This is a genomic window from Sphingobium xenophagum, from assembly GCF_031457465.1.
In the GTDB taxonomy this organism is placed as follows: Bacteria; Pseudomonadota; Alphaproteobacteria; order Sphingomonadales; family Sphingomonadaceae; genus Sphingobium; species Sphingobium xenophagum_A.
In genome coordinates this window covers 68,305-88,728 of record NZ_JAVDWV010000013.1, presented here as the reverse complement: position 1 = coordinate 88,728, position 20,424 = coordinate 68,305, and the positions used below count along the sequence as shown (strand labels likewise).

Genomic DNA, 20,424 nt, shown 5'->3' with positions numbered 1-20,424 from the left:
TGCCGCCTAGTTGAACTAGGAGAGGGTGGTCCGCCCCATCGGCGTTGCACACCCTCACCCAACCCTCTCCCTCAAGGGAGAGGGCTTTTAGCTATGCGAAGGTCTTGCCGAAGCTGTCGAGCGCGGCCTTGAGCTTGCTCTTGGCTTCGTCGCCCAGATCCTTAGTATCGCGGATCATGCCCAGCACGTCGGCATGTTCATGGCGCAGATAGCCCAGCATCATCTCTTCGTAGCGGTTCACGTCGCCGACCGGGATGCCGTCGAGATAGCCGTTGGTGCCCGCGAAGATCGACGCGGTCTGCTCTTCGAACGGCAGGGGCGAGAACTGCGCCTGCTTGAGCAACTCGGTCAGGCGCGCGCCACGGTTGAGCAGCTTCTGGGTCGAAGCGTCAAGGTCGGAACCGAACTGGGCAAAGGCCGCCATTTCGCGATATTGCGCCAGCTCCAGCTTGATCGAGCCGGACACCTTCTTCATCGCCTTGGTCTGCGCGGCGGAACCGACGCGCGACACCGATAGGCCGACGTTAATGGCCGGACGGATGCCCTGGTAGAAGAGGTTGGTTTCGAGGAAGATCTGGCCGTCGGTGATCGAAATCACGTTGGTCGGAATATAGGCCGACACGTCGCCTGCCTGGGTTTCGATGATCGGCAGTGCGGTCAGCGAACCCGAACCATTGTCGCTGTTCATCTTGGCCGCGCGCTCCAGCAGGCGGCTGTGCAGATAGAAAACGTCGCCCGGATAGGCTTCACGGCCCGGAGGACGACGCAGCAGCAGCGACATCTGGCGATATGCGACGGCCTGCTTGGACAGATCGTCATAGACGATGACGGCGTGCATGCCGTTGTCGCGGAAATATTCGCCCATCGTCACGCCGGTATAGGGCGCGAGATACTGGAGCGGGGCTGGCTCGGAAGCGGTCGCAGCGACGACGATCGAATATTCCATCGCGCCATTTTCTTCGAGCTGCTTGACGATCTGCGCCACGGTCGAGCGCTTCTGGCCGATCGCGACATAGATGCAGTAGAGCTTCTTGCTCTCATCATCGCCCGCATTGGCGGTCTTCTGGTTGATGAAAGTGTCGATCGCGACGGCGGTCTTGCCGGTCTGGCGATCGCCGATGATCAGTTCGCGCTGGCCACGACCAACGGGAACGAGCGTGTCGATGGCCTTGAGGCCAGTCTGGACAGGCTCATGGACCGAGGTGCGCGGGATGATGCCGGGCGCCTTGCGCTCGACGCGCATACGCTGGTCGGACACGATCGGACCCTTGCCGTCGATGGGATTGCCCAGGCCGTCCACGACGCGACCGAGCAGGCCTTTGCCGACGGGCACGTCGACGATGGTGCCGGTGCGCTTGACGGTGTCGCCTTCCTTGATCTCGCTGTCGGACCCGAAGATCACGACACCGACATTGTCGGCTTCCAGGTTCAGCGCCATGCCCTGAATCCCGTTGGCGAATTCGACCATTTCGCCCGCCTGGACGTTGTCGAGGCCATGGACGCGGGCGATGCCGTCACCCACGGTCAGCACGGAACCGACTTCGCTGACCTGCGCTTCGGTGCCGAAATTGGCGATCTGGTCCTTGATGACCTTCGAAATTTCTGCGGCGTTGATATCCATGTTCAGCCTTTCATCGCCATAGCGAGACTATTCAAACGGGTACGAATGGAGCTGTCGATCATCTGGCTGCCGATCTTGACGACCAGCCCGCCCAGGATCGCGGGGTCAGTCTTGGCATCGACGGCGACGGTGCGGCCGACGCGGGCGCGCAGATTTTGTGCCAGCGAAGCGATCTGCTGCGCGTCGAGCGGATGCGCGCTCGTCACTTCGGCGCGAACCTCGCCTTTGTGATTCGACAGCAGCGTTTCATAGGTGCGGATGACCGCGGGCAGTTGGCCGAGGCGACGGTTCTGCGCGAGCACGCCCAGAAATTTCGTCGTCAGCGGATCAATGCCCATGGCGGATGCCACGGCGGCGATCGTCTTGCCCGATGCGTCCCGGCTCAGCACCGGGCTGTTGATAAGGCCCTTGAAATCAGGGGATTGGGCGATAGCCGCCTTCAACCCGGACAGGCTTTGCGCCACCGTGTCGAGCGCGTTCGCGTCGCGAGCCAGATCGAACAGGGCCACCGCGTAGCGGCCGCTGAGGCTGGCCTGTATGCCGCCATTAGTCTCCACGCGCTTGCCGTCCTCCATTGACTTACTGGCAGGTGATGTGCCGGTCATGCAAAAAGAGAGGGGAGCAGTTACGCCCGTCCCCCTTTGTTGTCGGGCCGGTTAGCAGCGCGATTATGACTATGCAAGTCATGGTGCGCGATTCCATCGTTAGTCGGAAAGGCGCGGCATTTGCCTGAGTTTTTATTGCCCGCGCGAATCGGCTATTCGGCCGCTTCGGCGGGAGCAAGCCGTCCCTTTTGGCAATGATAGACGATCCGCTCATTGGGCGCGGCGGGCAGCAGCGCACTTAGCTCCGATTGCAGCGTAGCGATGCGCGCCAGTGCGTCCGGGTCTGCGCCACAGCCGGGAAAAGGCTTGTCTCCCAGCAGTGCGCGCGCCTTGGCCATGCTGTCCATGTCGGGCAGCCAGCGCTGCACGCGCAAAGTGCCGCTTGCCGGATCAAAGACGCTTATGGTGACGAAATTGCTTTGTGCAGGGATGCTGGCGCGCTGCCATTTGGTACCGCTCGCGACATATTGCGTATCGCCATCGACGCAGCCGCCTTCGGCCCAGTGGAAACCAATGTCATTGGGCTGCGAAACGGTCAGCCGGCTGCGCTGGAGGTCGATGCGGCAGATATTGTCCCCGGCCCAGGCATAGGCGTCGTTGCTGCTGACCCTCTGGTCCTGGGGCATCGCCATACGGTCTTCGATCGTGTCGAAACTGGGTTTGAACACGAACAAGGCCAACGCCCCCAACAGCATCGCGCCGCCGCCGCCAATGCCCCATATGGCGGGCTTTTCCTTGCCCTGGCTGTAGAATAGCCCGCCTGCGCCCAGACCCAATACCGCCAGCGCCAGCAGCACCGCTGCCCCTGCCATGGCGTTTTCGCGCGCGGTGATGACATCGCGTTCGGCCGCTTCGCGCGCGCGCGCCGTCGCCTGTTCGCGCGCATCGGCGCTGGCGCGGTTCTTCTGCTCGCTCACTTGCGATTCGCGCTGGGTGATGGCTGCTTCGGCGGCGTCCGCTTCCGCCATCGACCGGCAGGGAACGACGGTGCGCAGCGACGCAACGCCTGCCTGCCGGAGGAAGGACGCAATTTCGCGCCACGACACGGCAAAACCGAATTCCGCGTCGCTGCCGTCCGAAATCGAGCCGAAACTATTGACCCCAAGCACTCGGCCGCAATCGTCCACCAACGGCCCGCCGCTATTGCCCGCCGCCAGCGGTGCCGTATGCAGCACCGTCTCGAAGCTCTGGCTCGCGCGCCCTGCCGATACATTGCCGCTGGTCTTCACCGTCGCCAGCGGCTCGACCAACTGCTTGAGGCCCAGCCCCTGCGCACGGTCCACCGTGCCGGGATAGCCGATCGCGGTGACATGCTGCCCGTCCGATATCGCCCCTGCGTAGAAAGTGCTGACCGGCAGGCTGCCTTCCTCCAACTGGATGAGGGCCAGGTCATTGCCCGGCGAAAAGGCGATGATGCGCCCGCCATAGGTTTTTTTGCCCTCTGAGGGGATCACGCCGATCACGAGTTTTTTTTCCTCGCGCGCCAGTTCGACGACATGGGCGTTGGTCAATATTTTGTCCGGCGCGACCGCAAGGCCGCTGCCATGGCCGACGAAATAAGCCTCGCTGCCATCGGTCGCGACCAGCACCACGCGCACCACCCCGCGCGCCGCCGCAGCGATATCCTGCTGGTCGGCATGGGACGTTGCTGGCGCAAAAAGCGCGATCAGCAGGGCGAAGCGGCGGAGGAGGGCGATCATGGAGCGCGCATACATATTGGATGGGGGGCGCGGCGCAATCGGGAAATGCCGCAATGTTTTGAAAGCAAGACGCGGGAAGCATGGCCAAGCGCCAGCGTCTATTCCATAGACATGAACCTGATGACCGCCCTTGCCGAGCCGATGCCTGACGACGCGACCTGCTGGGCCGCTTTCCTAGCGCGCGACCGCACCATGGACGGCCGCTTCGTCGGCTGCGTCGCCACCACCGGCATTTACTGCAAGCCGAGTTGCGCTGCTCGCCACCCCAGGCGCGAGAATATGCGCTTCCTGCCCGACCCCGCCGCCGCGCGCGCGGCGGGATTCCGCGCTTGTCTGCGCTGCCGCCCGGACGAGGTTGGCCGCGACCGAATCGCCGTTGCGGCGGCACGCGCGCTGATCGAGGCGGCAGAGGACGCGCCGCGGCTGGAGGCGATCGCCGCCCATGTCGGCTATGCCCCGCATCATTTCCACCGCCTGTTCAAGCGCGAGACGGGCCTGACCCCCGCCGCCTATGCCCGCGCCCTGCGCGCCGACCGATTGAAGGCGGCGCTTGGTTCGCCCGGCAGCGTGACGAGCGCCATCTATGCAGCGGGCTATAATGCGCCGAGCCGCGCCTATGCCGACGCCGACCGCCATCTGGGCATGACGCCCAGCGCATGGAAGGATGGCGGCCGCGGCGCGCTGATCCGCTGGCGCACGATCGACAGCAGCCTGGGGCTGCTCTTGGTGGCCGCGACCGCGCGAGGTCTGTGCCGCATCAGTTTTGGTGAAGGCGAGGCAGAGTTGCGCGCGTGTTTCCCCAACGCTGATCTTCAACCGGCCGACGCGGCGCTCGACCGATTGGCGCAGGCTGTCGCCACGCTGGTCGATCATCCGGGCGAAACGCCTGACCTACCCATGGACGTCTGCGGCACCGCCTTCCAGCAAGCCGTCTGGGCCGCGCTGCGCGCCATCCCGTCGGGCGAAACGCGCAGCTATAGTGAGGTCGCGGCCGCTATTGGTCGCCCACAAGCCGTCCGCGCTGCTGGTAGCGCCTGTGGCGACAATGTGTTGGCGATCCTCATCCCCTGCCACCGCGTCCTGCGCAGCGACGGAACGCTGGGCGGCTATGCCTGGGGGCTGGAGCGCAAGCGGGCACTGCTGGACCGCGAAAAGGATGGATAGCGGGTTATGGGGTCTTTCCATCGTCATATCGCTCGGCCATTTTGATGGAGGGGCTGGATATTGGGGGTATGATGCGATTCTGGATGAAAGTGCTGGCGGCGCTTATGCTCGCACTGCCCGGCGTTGCGCACGCGACGTGGTGGCAGGCCAAGACTGACCATTTCACCGTCTATAGCGAAGGCAAGGACAAGACGCTGCAAGACTTTGCCGAGCGGCTGGAGAAGTTCGATTTCCTCCTGCGGCGGCTCTATGGCGTCACTGACCCGCAACGCGGCAGTCCGGTCAAGGTCTATCTATTGTCCAGCGATCGCAAGGTGCAGGAATTGGCGGATAGCCCCAATTTCAGGGGCTATTACACGACCTCCAACCGCAATGCCTATGCCTTCCTCTCGCGCGAAACGAAGAATGGGCGATTTGGCGTTGGGGCCGAAGAAATATTGTTCCACGAATATACCCATCATTTCATGCTGCATCATTTCCCGGCAGCCTACCCCGCCTGGTTCGTCGAAGGCTTTGCGGAATTTTTCTCCGTCGTGAAATTTCCCAAGGACGGGTCGATCGAGTTCGGCCATATCCCCATGGCGCGGGTGCCGGGTCTGGTGCTGGGTCAACCCTATCCTCTCAAGCAGCTCTTGGCGCGCGATCCCCAAGGCCTCAACCTGCGCGATGGCGATCGCTATTATGGCACCGCCTGGCTGCTGACCCATTATTATTTTCAGCATCAATCCGACCGCAAGGCGGAAATCAACCGCTACCTGACCGATATCGCAAAGGGCGCGCCGGACATGGACGTAGCCGACTATTTCGAAGGGGGGCTGGAGGGTCTGGAAAAGGATCTGAAGGCCTATATGCGGCAGAGGCATTTCATCAGTGTGCTGACGCCCAAGGAATTGACGACAGGTGCGATCACGCTCAGTCCGGTAGACCCGGCCCAGGCGGCGTTGATCGAGGAAGAGTTGCGCCTCACCCACCGGCCCAAGACTGAAAACTTGCCTGCTATCACTGCGGCCATCCGCAGCGTCGCGGCGCAATATCCTGACAGTGCCTATGCGCTGGCCTTGTTGGCCGAAGCGGAATGGAAGAGCGAGGACAAGGGCGCAGCGCTCGCTGCGGCTGACCGCGCCATAGCCATCGACCCGCAATCCTCGCGCGCCTATGCTGTCCGCGCAGAAGTGCTGCTGGAACGCGCGAATGACAGTGACGAGGCAGAGGATTGGAGGGCCGCGCTGACATCAATCGTCCGCGCCAATCGCGCCGATACCGAAGATCCCGTGCCGCTGGCGCTCTTCTACCGCTACCATGCGATGCGGGGCGGAAAAATGCCCGATCTTGGTTATGACGGTCTTTACAAGGCGTTCAGCCTGCTGCCGCAGAACCCCAGCTATCGCTTCAATTTCGCGCAGGCGATGGCGTTCCGGGGCGATTATGCCGCCGCGTCCACTTTGCTCGACCCCATCGCCTATTCCCCCCATGGATCGGGCATGCGCGATCATGCGATCCGGCTTAAGGCTCAGTTCGACGCGCAGGCGGCGAAAATGCCGAAGGGTGCGGCGAAGGCGCAAAGTCCTGCACCCACGTCATGACGGCGGCGCGCTGCGCATTGGTCAGGCTGCGCCAATGGACGATCTCGTTGATCGTCCGGCCGCAGCCCGTGCAGGTCGCGCGCGCCGCATCGAGCGCACAGAGGTTGCGGCAGGGCGTTTCCATCACATGAAGCTGTAGGGGTCGACGTCCACCGCCACCCGCGTTCCTGATTTCCACACGATCTGGCTCAGCCATTCGCGGATCGCGGACTGAATATCCACCTGCCGCGTGGCGTGGATCAGCAGCCGGTGCCGATGCCGCCCGCGCAACACCGACAGCGGGGCCGGGGCCGGGCCATAGACGCGCATCCCGTCGATCACCGGCGCGGACTTGCCGATCAGCCGGGCGACCTGGGCGGCTTCGTCGGCATCCTCGCTTGAAATGATGATCGCGGCGAAACGGCCAAAGGGCGGGGCGTTGGCGCGTCGCCGATGTTCGGTTTCCACCGCATAGAACCGCTCGCTATCGCCATCGATCAGCGCTTGGATGACTTCGCTGCTTGGCATCCGCGTCTGGATGAACACCCGTCCCGGCTTCGCCCCGCGTCCCGCGCGTCCCGCGACCTGGACGATCTGCTGGAAGGTCCGCTCGGCCGCGCGCAGATCGCCGCCCTCCAGCCCCAGATCAGCGTCGATCACGCCCACCAGTGTCAGGTTGGGAAAATGATAGCCCTTGGTGACGAGTTGCGTGCCGACGATGATGTCGATGTCGCCTGCCTCCACCGATTTGACGAAATCGGCTGCTTTTGCGGGCGAAAACAGCGTGTCGGACGTGGCGATCGCAATCCGCGCCAGCGGCCATAGCGCCTTCACCTCGTCGGCGATCCGCTCGACCCCCGGCCCGCAGGCGACCAGACTGTCCTCCTCCTTGCAGTCCGGGCAGAAGCGCGGCGCGGGCACGACATGGCCGCAATGATGGCAGGCCAGCCGATGCGACAGCCGATGCTCGACCATCCAGGCGGTGCAATTGGGGCATTGGAAGCGATAGCCGCAATGGCGGCATAGCGTCAGCGGCGCATAGCCGCGCCGGTTGAGGAAGAGCAGGCTTTGCTCGCCCTTTTCCATCACCTCGTCGATCGCCTTGACCAAAGGCGGCGCGATCCAGCGGCCGCGCTCCGGCGGATCGGTGAGCAGGTTGACGCCTTCGATATGCGGCATCTCCGCCCCGCCATAGCGCGACGGCAATTTGATCTCGGCATAACGGCCCAGTTCCACCTGATGCCGGGTTTCGATCGCCGGAGTGGCGGACGCCAGGATGACCGGGAATTTCTCAATGAGGCCCCGCATCACCGCGACGTCGCGCGCATGATAATGGACGCCATCCTCTTGCTTGAAGCTGGCCTCATGCGCTTCATCGACGACGATGAGGCCAAGGTTCGGATAAGGCAGGAACAGCGCGGACCGCGCCCCCACCACCACTTGCGCTTCGCCCGCCGCAATGGCGCGCCACGCCCGCCGGCGCTCGGTCTGGCGCAGCCCGCTATGCCAGTTGACCGGCACCGTGCCGAACCGCTTTTCGAATCGTTCCAGAAACGGCTCGGTCAACGCGATTTCAGGCAGCAGCACCAGCACTTGCCGCCCCGCCCGCATCGCCGCCGCAATCGCCTCGAAATACACCTCGGTCTTACCCGATCCGGTGACGCCGTCGAGCAGGAAGGGCGCGAACTCGTGCGCCCGCACCGCGTCGGCCATGGTGGTCGCAGCCGTCCTTTGCGCGTCCGACAAGGCAGGCGGCGCATGATCGGGGTCGGGCAGGGGGAAGGGCGTATCGACGCTCACCTCGACCGGCTCGAACACATCCTGCTTGATGAGGCCACGGATTACCGCATCGCTGACCCCGCCGATCATCGCTAGTTCGCGCACCAGACCCTGTCTCTCGCCGATCCGCTCTAGCGCCTGCGCGCGCTGCTCGGTCATCCGTTCGGGCACCGCCCCGGTCGCCTTATATTCGATGACCGTGCGCGTCCCCTCCAGCGCCGCCATCGACGCCAGCGCCATCCGCAGTACGGCGGCGGGGGGGCTCAGATAATAGTCCGCCGTCCATTCGATCAGGCGGCGCAGGGCTGCGGGCAGGGGCGGCGCCTCGACCAGTTCGAGCAAATTGCGCAGCCGGTTGTCGCCCACGCTCTCCACATCGGGGAAGCTGTCTTCCTCCCACACCACGCCCACCAACTGGCGCGGCCCCAGCGGCGCGACGACGATGCTGCCGGGCTTGACGCTCATCCCGTGCGGCACGCGATAGTCGAGCGGCCCCAGGGCGGCATTGAGCAGGAGGACACGGGCACGGGACATGGGACCGTCCTTAGCCCGTCGCGCCCGCCACGCAAATGCCGCGCGTCAGATCCGCCAACTCAGCGTCAGCCAGGGGATGTGCGACACGACATCTGGCCGCCCATCGCGAAAATTCTGCTGGCGCATATAGAGAAGCTGCGCATCGACGCCTTTGCCGATCGGATGACGCAGGCCGATCTGGTGGCGCATTGTCGCCAGACCCGTCTTGTCGCTGGGCCGCCCGCGATTGAGATGAAAGAAGATTTCGGTCGCGACCACCACCGTCCATTGCTTTGCTGTGTCGACCGGGACGCTCGCCTGCAGCCGCTGGCGCAGCCGCCACACGGGCGCATCGACCGTATCGAAAAAGCGCTGCTCCATGCGGGTGCGGGCCAGCCAGATACCTTTGGTCAGCGTCACTTGCTGGAACAGCCGCAACTCTTCGTCCGCCTCGCTCTTGAGATAGGCAAAGCCCCCGCCCAGTTGCACGGCCGGGGCGATGCGGTGGTCGATGGCGACGCGCGCGAGAAATTGCTCGCCGCCGCTTCGGCTGTCCGATCGCGCGCGCTGGCTCGAATCGACCGTCACCAGATTGGCCTCGCTCACCTTGATCGTCACCATCTCGGTCAGCCACGCCTGGCTTTCCTGCGTCGCCGCATGCACGGGCAACGGCATGGCCAGCACCGACACGGCAATACTCAGTCGGCACAGCATTATGGCATATCCTTTGGCAAGGTGCCCGCGCCTTAGGGATGTTGCTGCTCTGTTGCAATTCCCGCCCTGCGTCGCCGACGATGGCGAAACCGGCGGCCAGCGGTTAAAGGGGACCGACTCATTCATCCCCGGAGCCCAAATCCATGAAATTCTTTGTCGACACCGCCGACACCGCCGACATTCGCGACCTGGCCGCCACTGGCCTGCTCGACGGCGTGACCACCAACCCGTCGCTGATCCACAAGTCGGGCCGCGCCTTCCTCGAAGTGGTCGAGGAAATTTGCGGCCTGGTTGACGGCCCTGTCTCGGCCGAGGTCGTCGCGCTCGACCATGAAACAATGATGAAGGAAGCAGAAGTCCTCCGCAAGATCGCGGACAATGTCTGCATCAAGGTGCCGTTGACCATCGACGGTCTCAAGACCTGCAAGGCGCTGACCGACGAAGGCACGCTCGTCAACGTCACGCTCTGCTTCTCCGCCAATCAGGCGCTGCTCGCGGCCAAGGCCGGCGCGTCCTTCATTTCGCCCTTCGTCGGCCGCCATGACGATAATGGCTTCGACGGCATGGCGCTGATCCAGGATATCCGCCTGATCTATGACAATTATGGCTTCGACACCGAAATCCTGGTCGCCAGCGTCCGCCACCCCATCCATGTGCTCGAAAGCGCGCGCATCGGTGCCGACGTTATGACCGCGCCGCCCGCCGTCATCCGCATGCTGTCCAAACATGTGCTGACCGACAAGGGCCTCGAAGGCTTCGCCGCCGACTGGGCCAAGACCGGCCAGTCCATCCTGTGATCTGAACAGGCGGGACGGCAACCGTCGTCCCGCCGAAGGAAAAATCCATGAGCCACGATCCCGACAAACCCGATTTCGGCTTCCTCTGGTTCTCGCTGCTGCTCACCATTGTCGGTATGGCGCTGCTCATGGTCATGGGTGGATGGTGACCCCGGCGTGACTCGAACACGCAACATCCCGCTTAGAAGGCGGGTGCTCTATCCAGTTGAGCTACGGGGCCTTGGGCAGGCTCGATAGCGACGCCGGGGACAGCTTGCAATCACCCGACTGTGCGATATGCAGAGTGTCATGAACGACGGGGCGGTTCACAGGGTCGATGCAGGCGCGCTGGGTGTGCGGCCGCTACGCTATTATGATTTCGTGATGGCGGCTTTCGTCGCGATCCTGCTCCTGTCCAACCTGATCGGCGCGGCCAAATTGTCGAGCCTGGGTGGCTTCACTTTCGGCGCTGGCATCCTCTTCTTTCCGCTTGGCTATGTGATCGGCGACGTGCTGACCGAAGTTTATGGCTATGCGCGCGCGCGCCGCTGCGTCTGGGCGGGCTTTGCCGCCATGCTGTTCATGGCGGTGATGAGCTGGGTGGTGGTTGCGCTGCCGCCTGCCGAAGGCTGGACGGGGCAGGCGTCCTACGAAGCCGTGTTCGGCAGCACCTGGCGCATCGTCTTTGCCTCGCTCATCGCTTTCTGGGCGGGCGAACTGGCCAACAGCTTCGTCCTCGCCCGCATGAAGCTGCTGACCCAGGGCAAGCATCTGTGGATGCGGACGATCGGATCGACGATCGTGGGGCAGGGCGTGGACAGCCTGCTCTTCTATCCGCTCGCTTTCTACGGCAACTGGACCCAAACGCAGGTGCTGACCGTCATGGTCACCAACTGGGCAATGAAAGTCGGCTGGGAAGCGCTGCTGACGCCTGTCACCTATATGGTCGTCAATGCCCTGAAGCGACGCGAAGGGCTGGACGTGTATGACGCCGGAACCAACTTCACCCCGTTCCGCACCCGGCTCTAACCCGGATAATGCGCCGCCACGAAATATAGTCCATCGGGTGGAGCATTGAGCCCCAAGGCGGCGCGATCCTTCACCTCCAATGCCGCGCGCAGATCGTCGGCCGACCACCGTCCTGAGCCCACCAACGTCAGGCATCCGACCATCGATCGTACCTGATGATGCAGGAAGGAGCGTGCGTCTGCGTGAACCGTGACGCGCTCGCCCTCCCGTGCCACATGCAGGCGGTCGAGCGTCTTGACCGGACTGGCCGATTGGCAATGGGCTGATCGGAAAGTGGTGAAATCATGCAGCCCAACGAGTAACTGCGCCGCCGCCTGCATCGCATCGGCATCCAAAGGCTTCGCCACCTGCCAGGCCAGCCCCCGTTCGACCGTCAGCGGCGCACGGCGATTGACGATGCGATAGACATAGGAACGGCCAAGGCAGGAAAATCGCGCATGCCAGTCGTCCGGCACGACCTCGCACGCCAGGATCGCCACCGGATGCGGCCGCAACCGCGCATTGATCCCGCCCATCAGCCGGAATGGGGTGATCGACTTGGCTATGTCGGCATGCGCCCGCATCGCCAGCCCATGCACGCCCGCATCGGTCCGCCCGGCGGCATGCACCGCCACCCGCTCGCCCGTCACCGTATGGATGGCATCCTCGATCGCCTGTTGCACGCTGGGCCCATGGTTCTGCCGTTGCCACCCCATGAACGGCCGCCCGTCAAATTCGACCGTGAACGCAAAGCGGGTCAGGCCCGTCTCCGGCTCATCCATCCACCCGGCTCCCCGCCGGCATGTCGAACCCGCGCAGCAGATCGTCCGGCGTCATCGCCGCCTTGCCCGCACGCTGGATCAGCGTCGGGCGGATCGCGCCATGGCCGCAGCCGATCAGCAACGCATCGTCCAGCATTGCGCCCGCTGCGCCATCCTCATGCTCGACATGCGCCGCCAATATGCGGAACCGCTCGCCGCCATATTCGAAAAAGGCACCGGGGACGGGATTGAAGGCGCGGATCTGGCGCTCGACCTGAATCGCCGGGCGCGCAAAGTCGATCCGTGCCTCGGCCTTGTCGATCTTGGCGGCATAGGTCACGCCCTCTTCCGGCTGCGCCATGGCCGGATGCAGGCTAATATCGTCCAGCACCTCGACCATCAGCGCCGCACCCGCTTGCGCCAGTTCCTCGGTAAGCGCCCCCGCCGTCTTGCCCTCCACCGACGTCACATATTTGGCGCGCATGGGGCCGGTGTCGAGGCCCGCTTCCATGTCCATGATGGTGACGCCGGTGACATTGTCGCCCGCCAGCACCGCCCGCTGAATCGGCGCTGCCCCACGCCAGCGCGGCAACAGCGACGCATGGATGTTCATGCAGCCTTGGCGTGGCGCATCGAGAATCGCGCGCGGCAGGATCAGGCCATAGGCCGCCACCACCGCCACATCGGCGTCGAGCGCGGCAAAGGCTGCCTGCACCTCCGGCTCCTTCAGCGACACCGGCGTCCGCACCTCTATCCCCAGCGCCTCGGCGCGCTGGTGGACCGGAGAGGGTCGCAAAGCCTTGCCGCGCCCGGCGGGCCGGGGCGGCTGGCTGTAGACCGCAACGACTTGGTGCCCGGCCGTGACCAGCGCGTCGAGCGCAGGAACGGCGAAATCGGGAGTGCCCATGTAGATGATACGCATGACTTTATCCGGGTTTCCGCACCGGCCCGCTCCCCCACCCGGCCGCCCACAGGATAATGCCATTGGGTGGCCGGGTGGGGGAGCGGGCCGGTGCCGCATCCGAAATGCGCAATTCGCGCATTTCCAAAGAAGCTTCTCAAAGCTCTTGTCGGGACGGGTTGCAACCCCTTATCTCACAGCATGGCCTCTCCCGAAATCGAAGCGTTGACCCAGGCACTCTCCCGCCTGCCCGGCCTTGGCCCGCGTTCGGCGCGGCGCGCGGTGCTGCACCTCATCAAGAAGCGCGAGGCGGCGATGGCCCCTTTGCTGCGCGCGCTGGAGGCGGTGAACGAGCGGCTCGTGACCTGCCATGTCTGCGGAAATGTCGATACGGTCGATCCCTGCGGCATCTGCAAGGATACGCGCCGCGATCCTCGCGCGCTTTGCGTGGTGGAGGATGTCGCGGACCTGTGGGCGCTCGACAAATCGCGGCTTTTCCCCGGCCGCTTCCATGTGCTGGGCGGGCGACTGTCCGCGCTTGAAGGCATAAGGCCCGAAGACCTGACCATCGACGCGCTGGTCACCCGGCTGGAACAGGGCGGGGTGGATGAAGTCGTCCTCGCCATGAACGCCACGCTAGAAGGCCAGACCACCGCCCATTATCTGGCCGAACGGCTTGAACGCTTCCCCATACGGCTGACGCAACTGGCCCATGGCGTGCCCGTCGGCGGCGAACTCGACTATCTCGACGAAGGCACACTCGCCCAGGCACTCCGCGCCAGAAGGCCGGTGGGGTAGGGACAACCGCGCAAGTCTCACCGCAAAAGCTGGCCTATCGCGCCAGTCCTGCTATGCGCAGGCCATGCAAAATATGCACAACCTTGCCGGTAGTATCGACGTCGATGGCGAATCCTATGAATGGGAACTTCGCCGCGAACCCCAATGGAGCGACATTGACGGGTGGAAAGGCATGGCCATCGCTTTGCAGCAGAAAGATACGCAGCGCGGCGCGCTCCTCGAATTCCCGCCGCCAAAGCGCTTGCTGAAAGGCCTGCAACGCGGCCGCCTGCAGATCAACGACGCCATCATCGCCCGCGGCATCCGCGCCGCGTTGGAAGCCGGCTGGGAACCCACCTCGCGCGGCAAACCCATGGTGTTCACCGTCGACGCCGAGGGTAATTGAAGGATATTAGGTGTTCCGCCCTTAGCCCTCTCCCGTCTTTCACGGGAGAGGGTTGGGTGAGGGTCTGTATTTCCGTCCGGTTCCCCTGCCAAAGCCGCTAGCTGCATCTGCGGTCAGCTTGCGCTAGACCGGCGTGACAACCACAGGAGGGATGCCCCGATGATCGACCTGACCCGCACCCATCACAAGGGTATTGCCGTTGCCGATATCGACCGCGCCGTCGCGGACTATGGCGCGGCGCTCGGCCTGACCTTCGCACCCGTGCGGGATTTCGATCCGCTGCCTTTCTGGACACCGGAAGATGGCCTGCGCGACATTCGCGTGCGCGCCACCTATTCGCTGGGTGGTCCCATCCACATCGAACTGGTGCAGGGGCAGGGACCATTCTACGATCCCGCGACCGCCACCACGGCCCGCCATATCGGTGTCTGGGTCGACGACCTGCCCGCCGAAACCGCCCGGTTGGTCGATCTGGGCTGGACCGTACGCGCGGCGAACGCGAAGCCTGAGAATGGCTATGGGCTGATCGCCTATCTTGCGTCCCCTGACGATGCGCTGCTGGTCGAGTTGATCTCGACGGCGCTCAAGCCCGCAATCGACGAATGGCTGGGCGAATAAGCGCGACCGACTCGGCGCGTGGCTTGAAATTCCGCACCGTTTCGCTATTTTGTCACGATGGCGATACTTCCTATTCTTGAGGCACCCGATCCACGGTTGCGCACCATTTCGACCCCGGTCGAGGCGATTGACGACGATCTGCAACGGCTGATCGACGATATGTTCGAAACGATGTACGATGCGCCCGGCATCGGCTTGGCCGCGATCCAGGTCGGCGTGCCCAAGCGGGTGCTGGTGATGGATTTGCAGGAGCCGGAATCCGACGCGGAGGATGCGCCCCCGGTCAAACGGCCCATGGTCTTCATCAACCCGGAAATCCTGCGCGAATCGCAGGATATGTCGGTCTATAATGAAGGCTGCCTGTCAGTCCCGGATCAATATGCCGAGGTGGAGCGTCCCGCGACGATCCGCGCGAGTTGGATGGACCGCGATGGCCGCATCCATGAAGAGCAACTCGAAGGGCTGCTCGCCACCTGCCTCCAGCATGAGATGGACCATCTGGAGGGTGTGCTCTTCATCGACCATCTCTCGCGCATGAAGCGCGACATGCTGCTCAAGAAGCTGACCAAGGCCCGCCGCGCAGCCTGATCCGATAGAGTATAACGCCCCGGCCCTGATTGGCCGGGGTGTTATGATAGGTCAGGTTACGCCGTCGGTATCCAGCGCATAGCCAGCCGACCGCACCGTGCGGATAATGTCGGTATAGACGCCATCGGCATTGATCGCCTTCCGCAGGCGGCGGATATGCACATCGACCGTGCGCAGTTCGATATCGCTATCCTGCCCCCACACGCTGTCGAGCAGCCGCTCGCGCGAAAAAACCCAGCCCGGATGCTCCAGAAAATGCTTGAGCAGCCGGAATTCGGTCGGCCCAAGCGGGATCACTTGCCCGCCGCGCCGCACCTTATGTCCCACCGTGTCCATCTCGACATCGGCAAAGGTCAGCGTCTCGCCTGCCAGTGCTGGACGCACGCGGCGCAGCACCGCGCCGACACGCGCCACCAGTTCGCGGGGCGAAAAGGGCTTGGTGACATAATCGTCCGCGCCGGTTTCCAGGCCACGCACCCGATCCTCTTCTTCGCCGCGCGCGGTCAGCATGATGATCGGCACATTGGCGGTGCCGGTCATCCGCCGCAGCCGACGGCAGACCTCGATCCCCGACAGGCTTTCGACCATCCAGTCGAGCAGCACGATGTCGGGCACATTCTCCTGCGCCATCAACAGCGCTTCTTCGCCATCGACCGTATGGGCGACGTCGAAATCCTCGCGTTTGAAATGCCAGATGAGCAATTCGGCCAGCGCCGCGTCATCCTCAACCAGCAGCATCTTGGCCCGGCCCATGGTCAGATCTCCGCCTGGGCGTCAGTGCCGCCGCGCTCGCGTTCCGGCATGGTCTGGCCGGTCGCGGCATAATAGACCATTTCAGCGACATTGGTGGCATGATCGCCGATCCGCTCGATATGTTTGGCGACGAACAGCAATTGCGCGCATTCGCTGATCGTCTTGGGGTTTTCGACCATGAAGGTCACCAGGGTACGGAACACGCTGTTGTAGAAATCATCGACCACCGCATCGCGGTCCACCACCGCCTGCGCAAGGTCAGGATCGCGCGCGGCATAGGCGTTCAGCACATCATGCACCATTTCGGCTGCGACCTGCCCCATGGAGGGAAGGAGCGACATGGGTTCGAGCAACCGCTTGTTCGTCGCGATCAGCGGCACCCGCTTGGCGATATTCTTGGCATAGTCGCCGATCCGCTCGATCACGCTGACGATCTTGAGCGCGGCGATCACGTCGCGCAGATCGTTGGCCATCGGCGCACGCAATGCGATCACCTCGATCACCAGCTTCTCGACCTCCGCCTCGATCGCGTCGATCCGCTTGTCGCCCTCGACCACCTCGGCCGCCAGCGCCAGATCCTGCCGTTGCAGCGCCAGCATGGCGTTTTCGATCGCCGCCTCGGCGCGACCGCCCATTTCGGCGATCAGGCCGCGCAGCCTGTCGATTTCATCATCGAATGCCTTGATCGTATGTTCAGCCATGTCTTGTCTCTCTCCGCCCGGTCAGCGCCGCAAATCAGCCGTAACGCCCGGTGATATAGTCCTTGGTCCGCTCTTGGCGCGGATTGGTGAAGATGTCCGACGTCACCCCATATTCGACCAGTTCGCCCAGATGGAAGAAGGCGGTCCGCTGCGACACGCGCGCGGCTTGCTGCATATTATGGGTGACGATGACGATCGCATAGCGGCCACGCAGTTCGTGGATCAGTTCCTCGATCTTGGCGGTGGCGATCGGATCGAGCGCCGAACAGGGCTCATCCATCAGGATGACTTCGGGTTCGACCGCGATGGCGCGACCGATGCACAGCCGCTGCTGTTGCCCGCCCGACAAAGCCGTGCCGCTGTCGTGCAGACGGTCCTTCACCTCTTCCCAAAGGCCCGCACGGCGCAGTGATTTTTCGACCACCACGTCCATGTCCGCCTTCGATGCGGCCAGGCCATGGATGCGCGGCCCATAGGCGATATTCTCGTAGATCGACTTGGGGAAGGGGTTGGGCTTCTGGAACACCATCCCCACCCGCGCGCGCAACTGCACCACGTCCATGGACGAGGCATAGATATCCTCGCCGTCCAGCGTGATCTCGCCTTCGACCCGTGCCGAGGCGACAGTGTCGTTCATGCGGTTCAACGTGCGCAGGAAGGTCGATTTGCCACAGCCCGAAGGGCCGATGAAGGCGGTGACATGGTCCATGTCGACATCAATCGACACGCCCTTGATCGCCTGCTTCTCGCCATAGAAAACCTTGACGTCACGGGCGGACATCTTTGGATTGGCGATCGTCAGATTGCTTTGGTCTTGGGTCATGGGCGTCATTACCACCGTGTTTCAAACTTGTTGCGCAGATAAATGGCGAGGCCGTTCATCGCGAGGAGGAAGGCCAGCAGCACGATGATGGCGGCCGAAGTCTTTTCGACAAAGCCTTTGGACACTTCATCCGACCACAGGAATATCTGGACCGGCAGCACGGTTGCCGGATCGCTGATCCCGCCGGGCGGCGTCGCGATGAAGGCGCGCATGCCGATCATCAGCAGCGGTGCCGTCTCGCCGAGCGCACGCGCCATGCCGATGATCGTGCCGGTCAGGATGCCGGGCAGGGCGAGTGGCAGCACATGCTGGAACACCACCTGTACAGGACTGGCCCCGATGCCGAGCGCCGCGTCGCGGATGCTGGGCGGCACCGACTTGATCGCGTTGCGCCCGGCGATGACGATGACCGGCATCGTCATCAGCGCCAGCGTCATGCCGCCGACCAGCGCCGCCGATCGCGGCAGGTGCAACAGGTTGAGGAAGATCGACAGGCCAAGCAGACCGAAGATGATCGAAGGCACGGCAGCAAGGTTGTTGATCGACACTTCGATAATGTCGGTCCACCACGCCTTGGGCGCATATTCCTCCAGATAGAGGGCGGTTGCGACGCCGACCGGGAAGCTGAGCAATAGCGTCACCAGCATCGTCAGCAATGTGCCCTTGAACGCCCCCCAGATACCGACTTGCGCCGGATCGGTGCCGTCACTGGCGGACAGGAAATTCCAGTTGAAACCGGTCGTGAGTACGCCCGCCTTCTTCAGCCGCGCCACGGCGGCTTCCGCTTCGGGCGGTCCCTCGCTCTTGGCCGCCAGATCAATACTGGTCGAAGCAGGCAGGGCAATCGTCTCGGTGCGGCTCAGGATCGACGGATCGGCCTTGATCGCATCGCGAATGCTGATCCAGGCGGTCGGGGCCAGCAAGCTGTCGGCGTCGGGCCCCAGCACGCGCTGGGCAACCGTATTGGTCACCATCGGCAGGTTCGCCTGATTGAGCGATTCGTCCGTAATCGCGGCCGGATCAAGCAACAGCGGCGAGGCCGGGAAATCGACCGTGAGGGCAATCTCCGTCCGGGTAAAGCCGCGCAGGCCATTGCCCATCATGGTGAAGAGCAGGAAGGCAAGGAAAGCGGCGGACAGCACCACGGCCCCTAAGCCAATCAGCCGGAAGCGACGCTCCTTGGCATAGCGCCCCGCAATCCGCTTGCGCATCGCCTCCGACTTCCAGTCGGTGGGCAGACGTTCGACGGTCATTCGTAAGCCTCGCGATATTTCTTCACGACCCGCAGGGCCACGATGTTGAGCAACAGGGTGATGATGAACAGCACCAGCCCCAGCGCAAAGGCAGCCAGCGTCTTGGCGCTGTCAAACTCCTGGTCGCCGGTCAGCAACTGGACGATCTGGGTCGTCACCGTGGTCACGCTGGCAAAGGGGTTGAGCGTCAGGTTGGCGGCAAGCCCTGCGGCCATCACCACGATCATCGTCTCGCCGATCGCGCGGCTGACGGCGAGCAATACGCCGCCGACGACGCCGGGCAGGGCGGCGGGGATGAGGACGCGCTTGATCGTCTCGCTGGTGGTCGCGCCCATCGCCAGGCTGCCGTCGCGCATTGACTGCGGCACCGCGGCAATGCTGTCATCGGCCATGGAAGACACAAAGGGAATGATCATCACGCCCATGACGAGGCCGGCGGCCAGTGCGCTTTCCGACGATGCGCCGGAAATCCCGATCATCACCGCAAAGTCGCGCAGCGCTGGCGCGATGGTGAGCGCCGCGAAATAGCCATAGACGACCGTTGGCACGCCCGCGAGCATCTCCAGCGTCGGCTTCATCCAGCGGCGCACCGTGGGGCTGGCATATTGGGTCAGGTACACCGCGCTCATCAGGCCGAGCGGAATGGCGACGATCATGGCGATGATCGCGCCGATGAAGATCGTGCCCCAGAAAAGCGGGATCGCGCCAAAGGCATCCTTATTGCCATAGCCCATGGCGGCCGATTGCGGGCTCCAATTGGTCCCGAACAGGAAGTCGATCGGATTGACCATCGAGAAGAAGCGGAAACTTTCCCACAGCAGCGAGGCGACGATGCCGACCGTGGTGACGATGGCCAGCAGCGACGCTGCCAGCAGCAAGGCCATCACCAGCCGTTCGACCCGTGTGCGCGCCCGGAAGTCGGGACGGACGCGGGTAAAGGCATAGGCACCCCCGGCAAAGGCCAGCACCAGCGCCAATATCGCCCCTGCCAGCCCGAACTTGCCGAGTGCCCGCGTATAAGGCTCGACCAGCGCTTGCGAGGCGGGATTGAAGGCACCCGCCTGCTTGCCCGTCGCAATCGCGCGCGCTTCGCCCAGGATGGCGGAGCGGGAGAAGCTGTCGAGCGGCAAGGCCTGTGCGGCCGGGTCGTCCAGCACTGCCTGCGTCACGAGGCCCGGCGACACATTCGCCCACACGATCAGGAACAGGGCAGCAGGTAGCAATGTCCACAGCGCCACATACCAGCCATGATAGCCAGGCAGGCTGTGGACGGCGTCACGGCGTCCACTGGTCCGCGCCACGGCTTGCAAACGCAAGGCGCGGGCGCGGGCGCTGACCCAGGCGATCGCGCCCAGGCCTGCGAGCAGCAGGAAGATTGCGGGTCCGGTCATGGAATAAGGC

General features: G+C 63.8%; 21 protein-coding genes and 1 tRNA gene. 8 read left to right on the top strand and 14 right to left on the bottom strand.

Translation table 11 applies throughout. From position 1 onward, the window contains the following. Nucleotides 1–91: 91 nt before the first annotated feature. From atpA to J2W40_RS14515, 3 genes are all read right to left on the bottom strand, one after another. Nucleotides 92–1,621: a F0F1 ATP synthase subunit alpha gene (atpA, locus tag J2W40_RS14525; RefSeq protein WP_310226032.1), complete on the bottom strand. Its 1,530-nt coding sequence runs from the start codon at nt 1,619–1,621 to the stop codon at nt 92–94. A 2-nt stretch (nt 1,622–1,623) separates the two neighbouring features. Further along, nucleotides 1,624–2,178, bottom strand: a complete 555-nt coding sequence (locus tag J2W40_RS14520; protein ID WP_310226162.1) for a F0F1 ATP synthase subunit delta — start codon at nt 2,176–2,178, stop codon at nt 1,624–1,626. A 200-nt stretch (nt 2,179–2,378) separates the two neighbouring features. Then, entirely contained in the window at nt 2,379–3,926 is a 1,548-nt protein-coding gene (locus J2W40_RS14515; RefSeq protein ID WP_310226030.1) for a S1C family serine protease, read from the bottom strand. Between the two features lie 111 nt (nt 3,927–4,037). Here J2W40_RS14515 and ada point away from each other — a divergent pair, with 111 nt between their 5' ends. Both ada and J2W40_RS14505 read left to right on the top strand, forming a co-directional pair. After that, nucleotides 4,038–5,090 carry a bifunctional DNA-binding transcriptional regulator/O6-methylguanine-DNA methyltransferase Ada gene (ada, locus tag J2W40_RS14510; RefSeq protein ID WP_310226028.1) on the top strand — a complete coding sequence of 351 codons (1,053 nt, stop codon included), beginning with the start codon at nt 4,038–4,040 and terminating at the stop codon, nt 5,088–5,090. Between the two features lie 68 nt (nt 5,091–5,158). Beyond that, a complete protein-coding gene (locus J2W40_RS14505; RefSeq protein ID WP_310226026.1) occupies nt 5,159–6,673 on the top strand; it encodes a tetratricopeptide repeat protein in 1,515 nt (504 codons plus the stop codon). On the opposite strand, the gene J2W40_RS14500 is transcribed toward J2W40_RS14505, so the two are convergent. From J2W40_RS14500 to J2W40_RS14490, 3 genes are read right to left on the bottom strand one after another with little or no spacing between them, the layout of a single operon-like run. Continuing rightward, complete coding sequence (locus J2W40_RS14500; protein ID WP_310226024.1) at nt 6,594–6,797, bottom strand: DUF1289 domain-containing protein; 204 nt, start codon at nt 6,795–6,797, stop codon at nt 6,594–6,596. The two genes, J2W40_RS14505 and J2W40_RS14500, sit on opposite strands and share 80 nt — an antisense overlap. Continuing rightward, nucleotides 6,797–8,965, bottom strand: a complete 2,169-nt coding sequence (locus J2W40_RS14495; protein ID WP_310226022.1) for a primosomal protein N' — start codon at nt 8,963–8,965, stop codon at nt 6,797–6,799. Before J2W40_RS14495 ends, J2W40_RS14500 begins: the two co-directional genes overlap by 1 nt. 45 nt (nt 8,966–9,010) lie before the next feature. Beyond that, nucleotides 9,011–9,658, bottom strand: coding sequence for a DUF2490 domain-containing protein (locus J2W40_RS14490; RefSeq protein ID WP_310226020.1), 648 nt, complete (start codon nt 9,656–9,658; stop codon nt 9,011–9,013). A gap of 143 nt (nt 9,659–9,801) precedes the next feature. Between J2W40_RS14490 and fsa the strand changes: the two genes are divergently transcribed. After that, the gene (fsa, locus tag J2W40_RS14485; RefSeq protein ID WP_037480038.1) at nt 9,802–10,455 is read left to right on the top strand and encodes a fructose-6-phosphate aldolase; all 654 of its coding nucleotides are present in this window, start codon (nt 9,802–9,804) and stop codon (nt 10,453–10,455) included. Nucleotides 10,456–10,598: 143 nt separating this feature from the next. Here the strand turns inward: fsa and J2W40_RS14480 are convergent. Further along, nucleotides 10,599–10,675, bottom strand: a tRNA-Arg gene (locus J2W40_RS14480). A gap of 68 nt (nt 10,676–10,743) precedes the next feature. On the opposite strand from J2W40_RS14480, the gene J2W40_RS14475 reads away from it, so the two are divergent. Further along, nucleotides 10,744–11,463 (top strand): queuosine precursor transporter, encoded by a 720-nt coding sequence (locus tag J2W40_RS14475; protein WP_310226017.1) that lies wholly within the window; start codon nt 10,744–10,746, stop codon nt 11,461–11,463. On the opposite strand, the gene truA is transcribed toward J2W40_RS14475, so the two are convergent. After that, nucleotides 11,460–12,203: a tRNA pseudouridine(38-40) synthase TruA gene (truA, locus tag J2W40_RS14470; RefSeq protein WP_310226160.1), complete on the bottom strand. Its 744-nt coding sequence runs from the start codon at nt 12,201–12,203 to the stop codon at nt 11,460–11,462. The genes J2W40_RS14475 and truA overlap by 4 nt on opposite strands. 13 nt (nt 12,204–12,216) lie before the next feature. Beyond that, on the bottom strand, nt 12,217–13,125 hold the full coding sequence (gene fmt / locus J2W40_RS14465; protein ID WP_310226015.1) for a methionyl-tRNA formyltransferase: 909 nt from the start codon (nt 13,123–13,125) through the stop codon (nt 12,217–12,219). A gap of 180 nt (nt 13,126–13,305) precedes the next feature. Between fmt and recR the strand changes: the two genes are divergently transcribed. The 4 genes from recR to def all read left to right on the top strand — a co-directional run bounded on the left by recR (nt 13,306) and on the right by def (nt 15,493). Then, nucleotides 13,306–13,902, top strand: coding sequence for a recombination mediator RecR (gene recR, locus J2W40_RS14460; protein WP_310226013.1), 597 nt, complete (start codon nt 13,306–13,308; stop codon nt 13,900–13,902). A 73-nt stretch (nt 13,903–13,975) separates the two neighbouring features. Then, the gene (locus J2W40_RS14455) at nt 13,976–14,287 is read left to right on the top strand and encodes a hypothetical protein (RefSeq protein WP_409050381.1); all 312 of its coding nucleotides are present in this window, start codon (nt 13,976–13,978) and stop codon (nt 14,285–14,287) included. 159 nt (nt 14,288–14,446) lie between these two features. Beyond that, nucleotides 14,447–14,905 carry a VOC family protein gene (locus tag J2W40_RS14450; RefSeq protein WP_310226009.1) on the top strand — a complete coding sequence of 153 codons (459 nt, stop codon included), beginning with the start codon at nt 14,447–14,449 and terminating at the stop codon, nt 14,903–14,905. Between the two features lie 57 nt (nt 14,906–14,962). After that, the gene (gene def / locus J2W40_RS14445) at nt 14,963–15,493 is read left to right on the top strand and encodes a peptide deformylase (RefSeq protein ID WP_310226007.1); all 531 of its coding nucleotides are present in this window, start codon (nt 14,963–14,965) and stop codon (nt 15,491–15,493) included. 51 nt (nt 15,494–15,544) lie between these two features. On the opposite strand, the gene phoB is transcribed toward def, so the two are convergent. Genes phoB through pstC form a run of 5 tightly spaced genes read right to left on the bottom strand, consistent with a single transcriptional unit; the run spans nt 15,545 to nt 20,414 of the window. Continuing rightward, on the bottom strand, nt 15,545–16,246 hold the full coding sequence (phoB, locus tag J2W40_RS14440) for a phosphate regulon transcriptional regulator PhoB (protein WP_310226005.1): 702 nt from the start codon (nt 16,244–16,246) through the stop codon (nt 15,545–15,547). Nucleotides 16,247–16,248: 2 nt separating this feature from the next. Next, entirely contained in the window at nt 16,249–16,947 is a 699-nt protein-coding gene (gene phoU / locus J2W40_RS14435) for a phosphate signaling complex protein PhoU (protein ID WP_310226003.1), read from the bottom strand. A 34-nt stretch (nt 16,948–16,981) separates the two neighbouring features. Continuing rightward, the gene (gene pstB / locus J2W40_RS14430; protein WP_310226001.1) at nt 16,982–17,770 is read right to left on the bottom strand and encodes a phosphate ABC transporter ATP-binding protein PstB; all 789 of its coding nucleotides are present in this window, start codon (nt 17,768–17,770) and stop codon (nt 16,982–16,984) included. A gap of 8 nt (nt 17,771–17,778) precedes the next feature. Beyond that, on the bottom strand, nt 17,779–19,023 hold the full coding sequence (gene pstA / locus J2W40_RS14425; protein ID WP_310225999.1) for a phosphate ABC transporter permease PstA: 1,245 nt from the start codon (nt 19,021–19,023) through the stop codon (nt 17,779–17,781). Beyond that, on the bottom strand, nt 19,020–20,414 hold the full coding sequence (gene pstC, locus J2W40_RS14420; RefSeq protein WP_310225997.1) for a phosphate ABC transporter permease subunit PstC: 1,395 nt from the start codon (nt 20,412–20,414) through the stop codon (nt 19,020–19,022). The genes pstA and pstC overlap by 4 nt, the downstream gene beginning before the upstream one ends. Nucleotides 20,415–20,424: the final 10 nt, after the last annotated feature.

Excerpts from the sequence above, each read along its gene's own strand:
- atpA (WP_310226032.1), bottom strand. The coding sequence starts at position 1,621 with ATGGATATCAACGCCGCAGAAATTTCGAAGGTCATCAAGGACCAGATC.
- J2W40_RS14515 (WP_310226030.1), bottom strand. The coding sequence starts at position 3,926 with ATGATCGCCCTCCTCCGCCGCTTCGCCCTGCTGATCGCGCTTTTTGCG.
- ada (WP_310226028.1), top strand. The coding sequence starts at position 4,038 with ATGAACCTGATGACCGCCCTTGCCGAGCCGATGCCTGACGACGCGACC.
- J2W40_RS14505 (WP_310226026.1), top strand. The coding sequence starts at position 5,159 with ATGATGCGATTCTGGATGAAAGTGCTGGCGGCGCTTATGCTCGCACTG.
- J2W40_RS14500 (WP_310226024.1), bottom strand. The coding sequence starts at position 6,797 with ATGGAAACGCCCTGCCGCAACCTCTGTGCGCTCGATGCGGCGCGCGCG.
- J2W40_RS14495 (WP_310226022.1), bottom strand. The coding sequence starts at position 8,965 with ATGTCCCGTGCCCGTGTCCTCCTGCTCAATGCCGCCCTGGGGCCGCTC.
- J2W40_RS14490 (WP_310226020.1), bottom strand. The coding sequence starts at position 9,658 with ATGCTGTGCCGACTGAGTATTGCCGTGTCGGTGCTGGCCATGCCGTTG.
- fsa (WP_037480038.1), top strand. The coding sequence starts at position 9,802 with ATGAAATTCTTTGTCGACACCGCCGACACCGCCGACATTCGCGACCTG.
- J2W40_RS14475 (WP_310226017.1), top strand. The coding sequence starts at position 10,744 with ATGAACGACGGGGCGGTTCACAGGGTCGATGCAGGCGCGCTGGGTGTG.
- fmt (WP_310226015.1), bottom strand. The coding sequence starts at position 13,125 with ATGCGTATCATCTACATGGGCACTCCCGATTTCGCCGTTCCTGCGCTC.
- recR (WP_310226013.1), top strand. The coding sequence starts at position 13,306 with ATGGCCTCTCCCGAAATCGAAGCGTTGACCCAGGCACTCTCCCGCCTG.
- J2W40_RS14455 (WP_409050381.1), top strand. The coding sequence starts at position 13,976 with ATGCACAACCTTGCCGGTAGTATCGACGTCGATGGCGAATCCTATGAA.
- J2W40_RS14450 (WP_310226009.1), top strand. The coding sequence starts at position 14,447 with ATGATCGACCTGACCCGCACCCATCACAAGGGTATTGCCGTTGCCGAT.
- def (WP_310226007.1), top strand. The coding sequence starts at position 14,963 with ATGGCGATACTTCCTATTCTTGAGGCACCCGATCCACGGTTGCGCACC.
- phoB (WP_310226005.1), bottom strand. The coding sequence starts at position 16,246 with ATGGGCCGGGCCAAGATGCTGCTGGTTGAGGATGACGCGGCGCTGGCC.
- phoU (WP_310226003.1), bottom strand. The coding sequence starts at position 16,947 with ATGGCTGAACATACGATCAAGGCATTCGATGATGAAATCGACAGGCTG.
- pstB (WP_310226001.1), bottom strand. The coding sequence starts at position 17,770 with ATGACCCAAGACCAAAGCAATCTGACGATCGCCAATCCAAAGATGTCC.
- pstA (WP_310225999.1), bottom strand. The coding sequence starts at position 19,023 with ATGACCGTCGAACGTCTGCCCACCGACTGGAAGTCGGAGGCGATGCGC.
- pstC (WP_310225997.1), bottom strand. The coding sequence starts at position 20,414 with ATGACCGGACCCGCAATCTTCCTGCTGCTCGCAGGCCTGGGCGCGATC.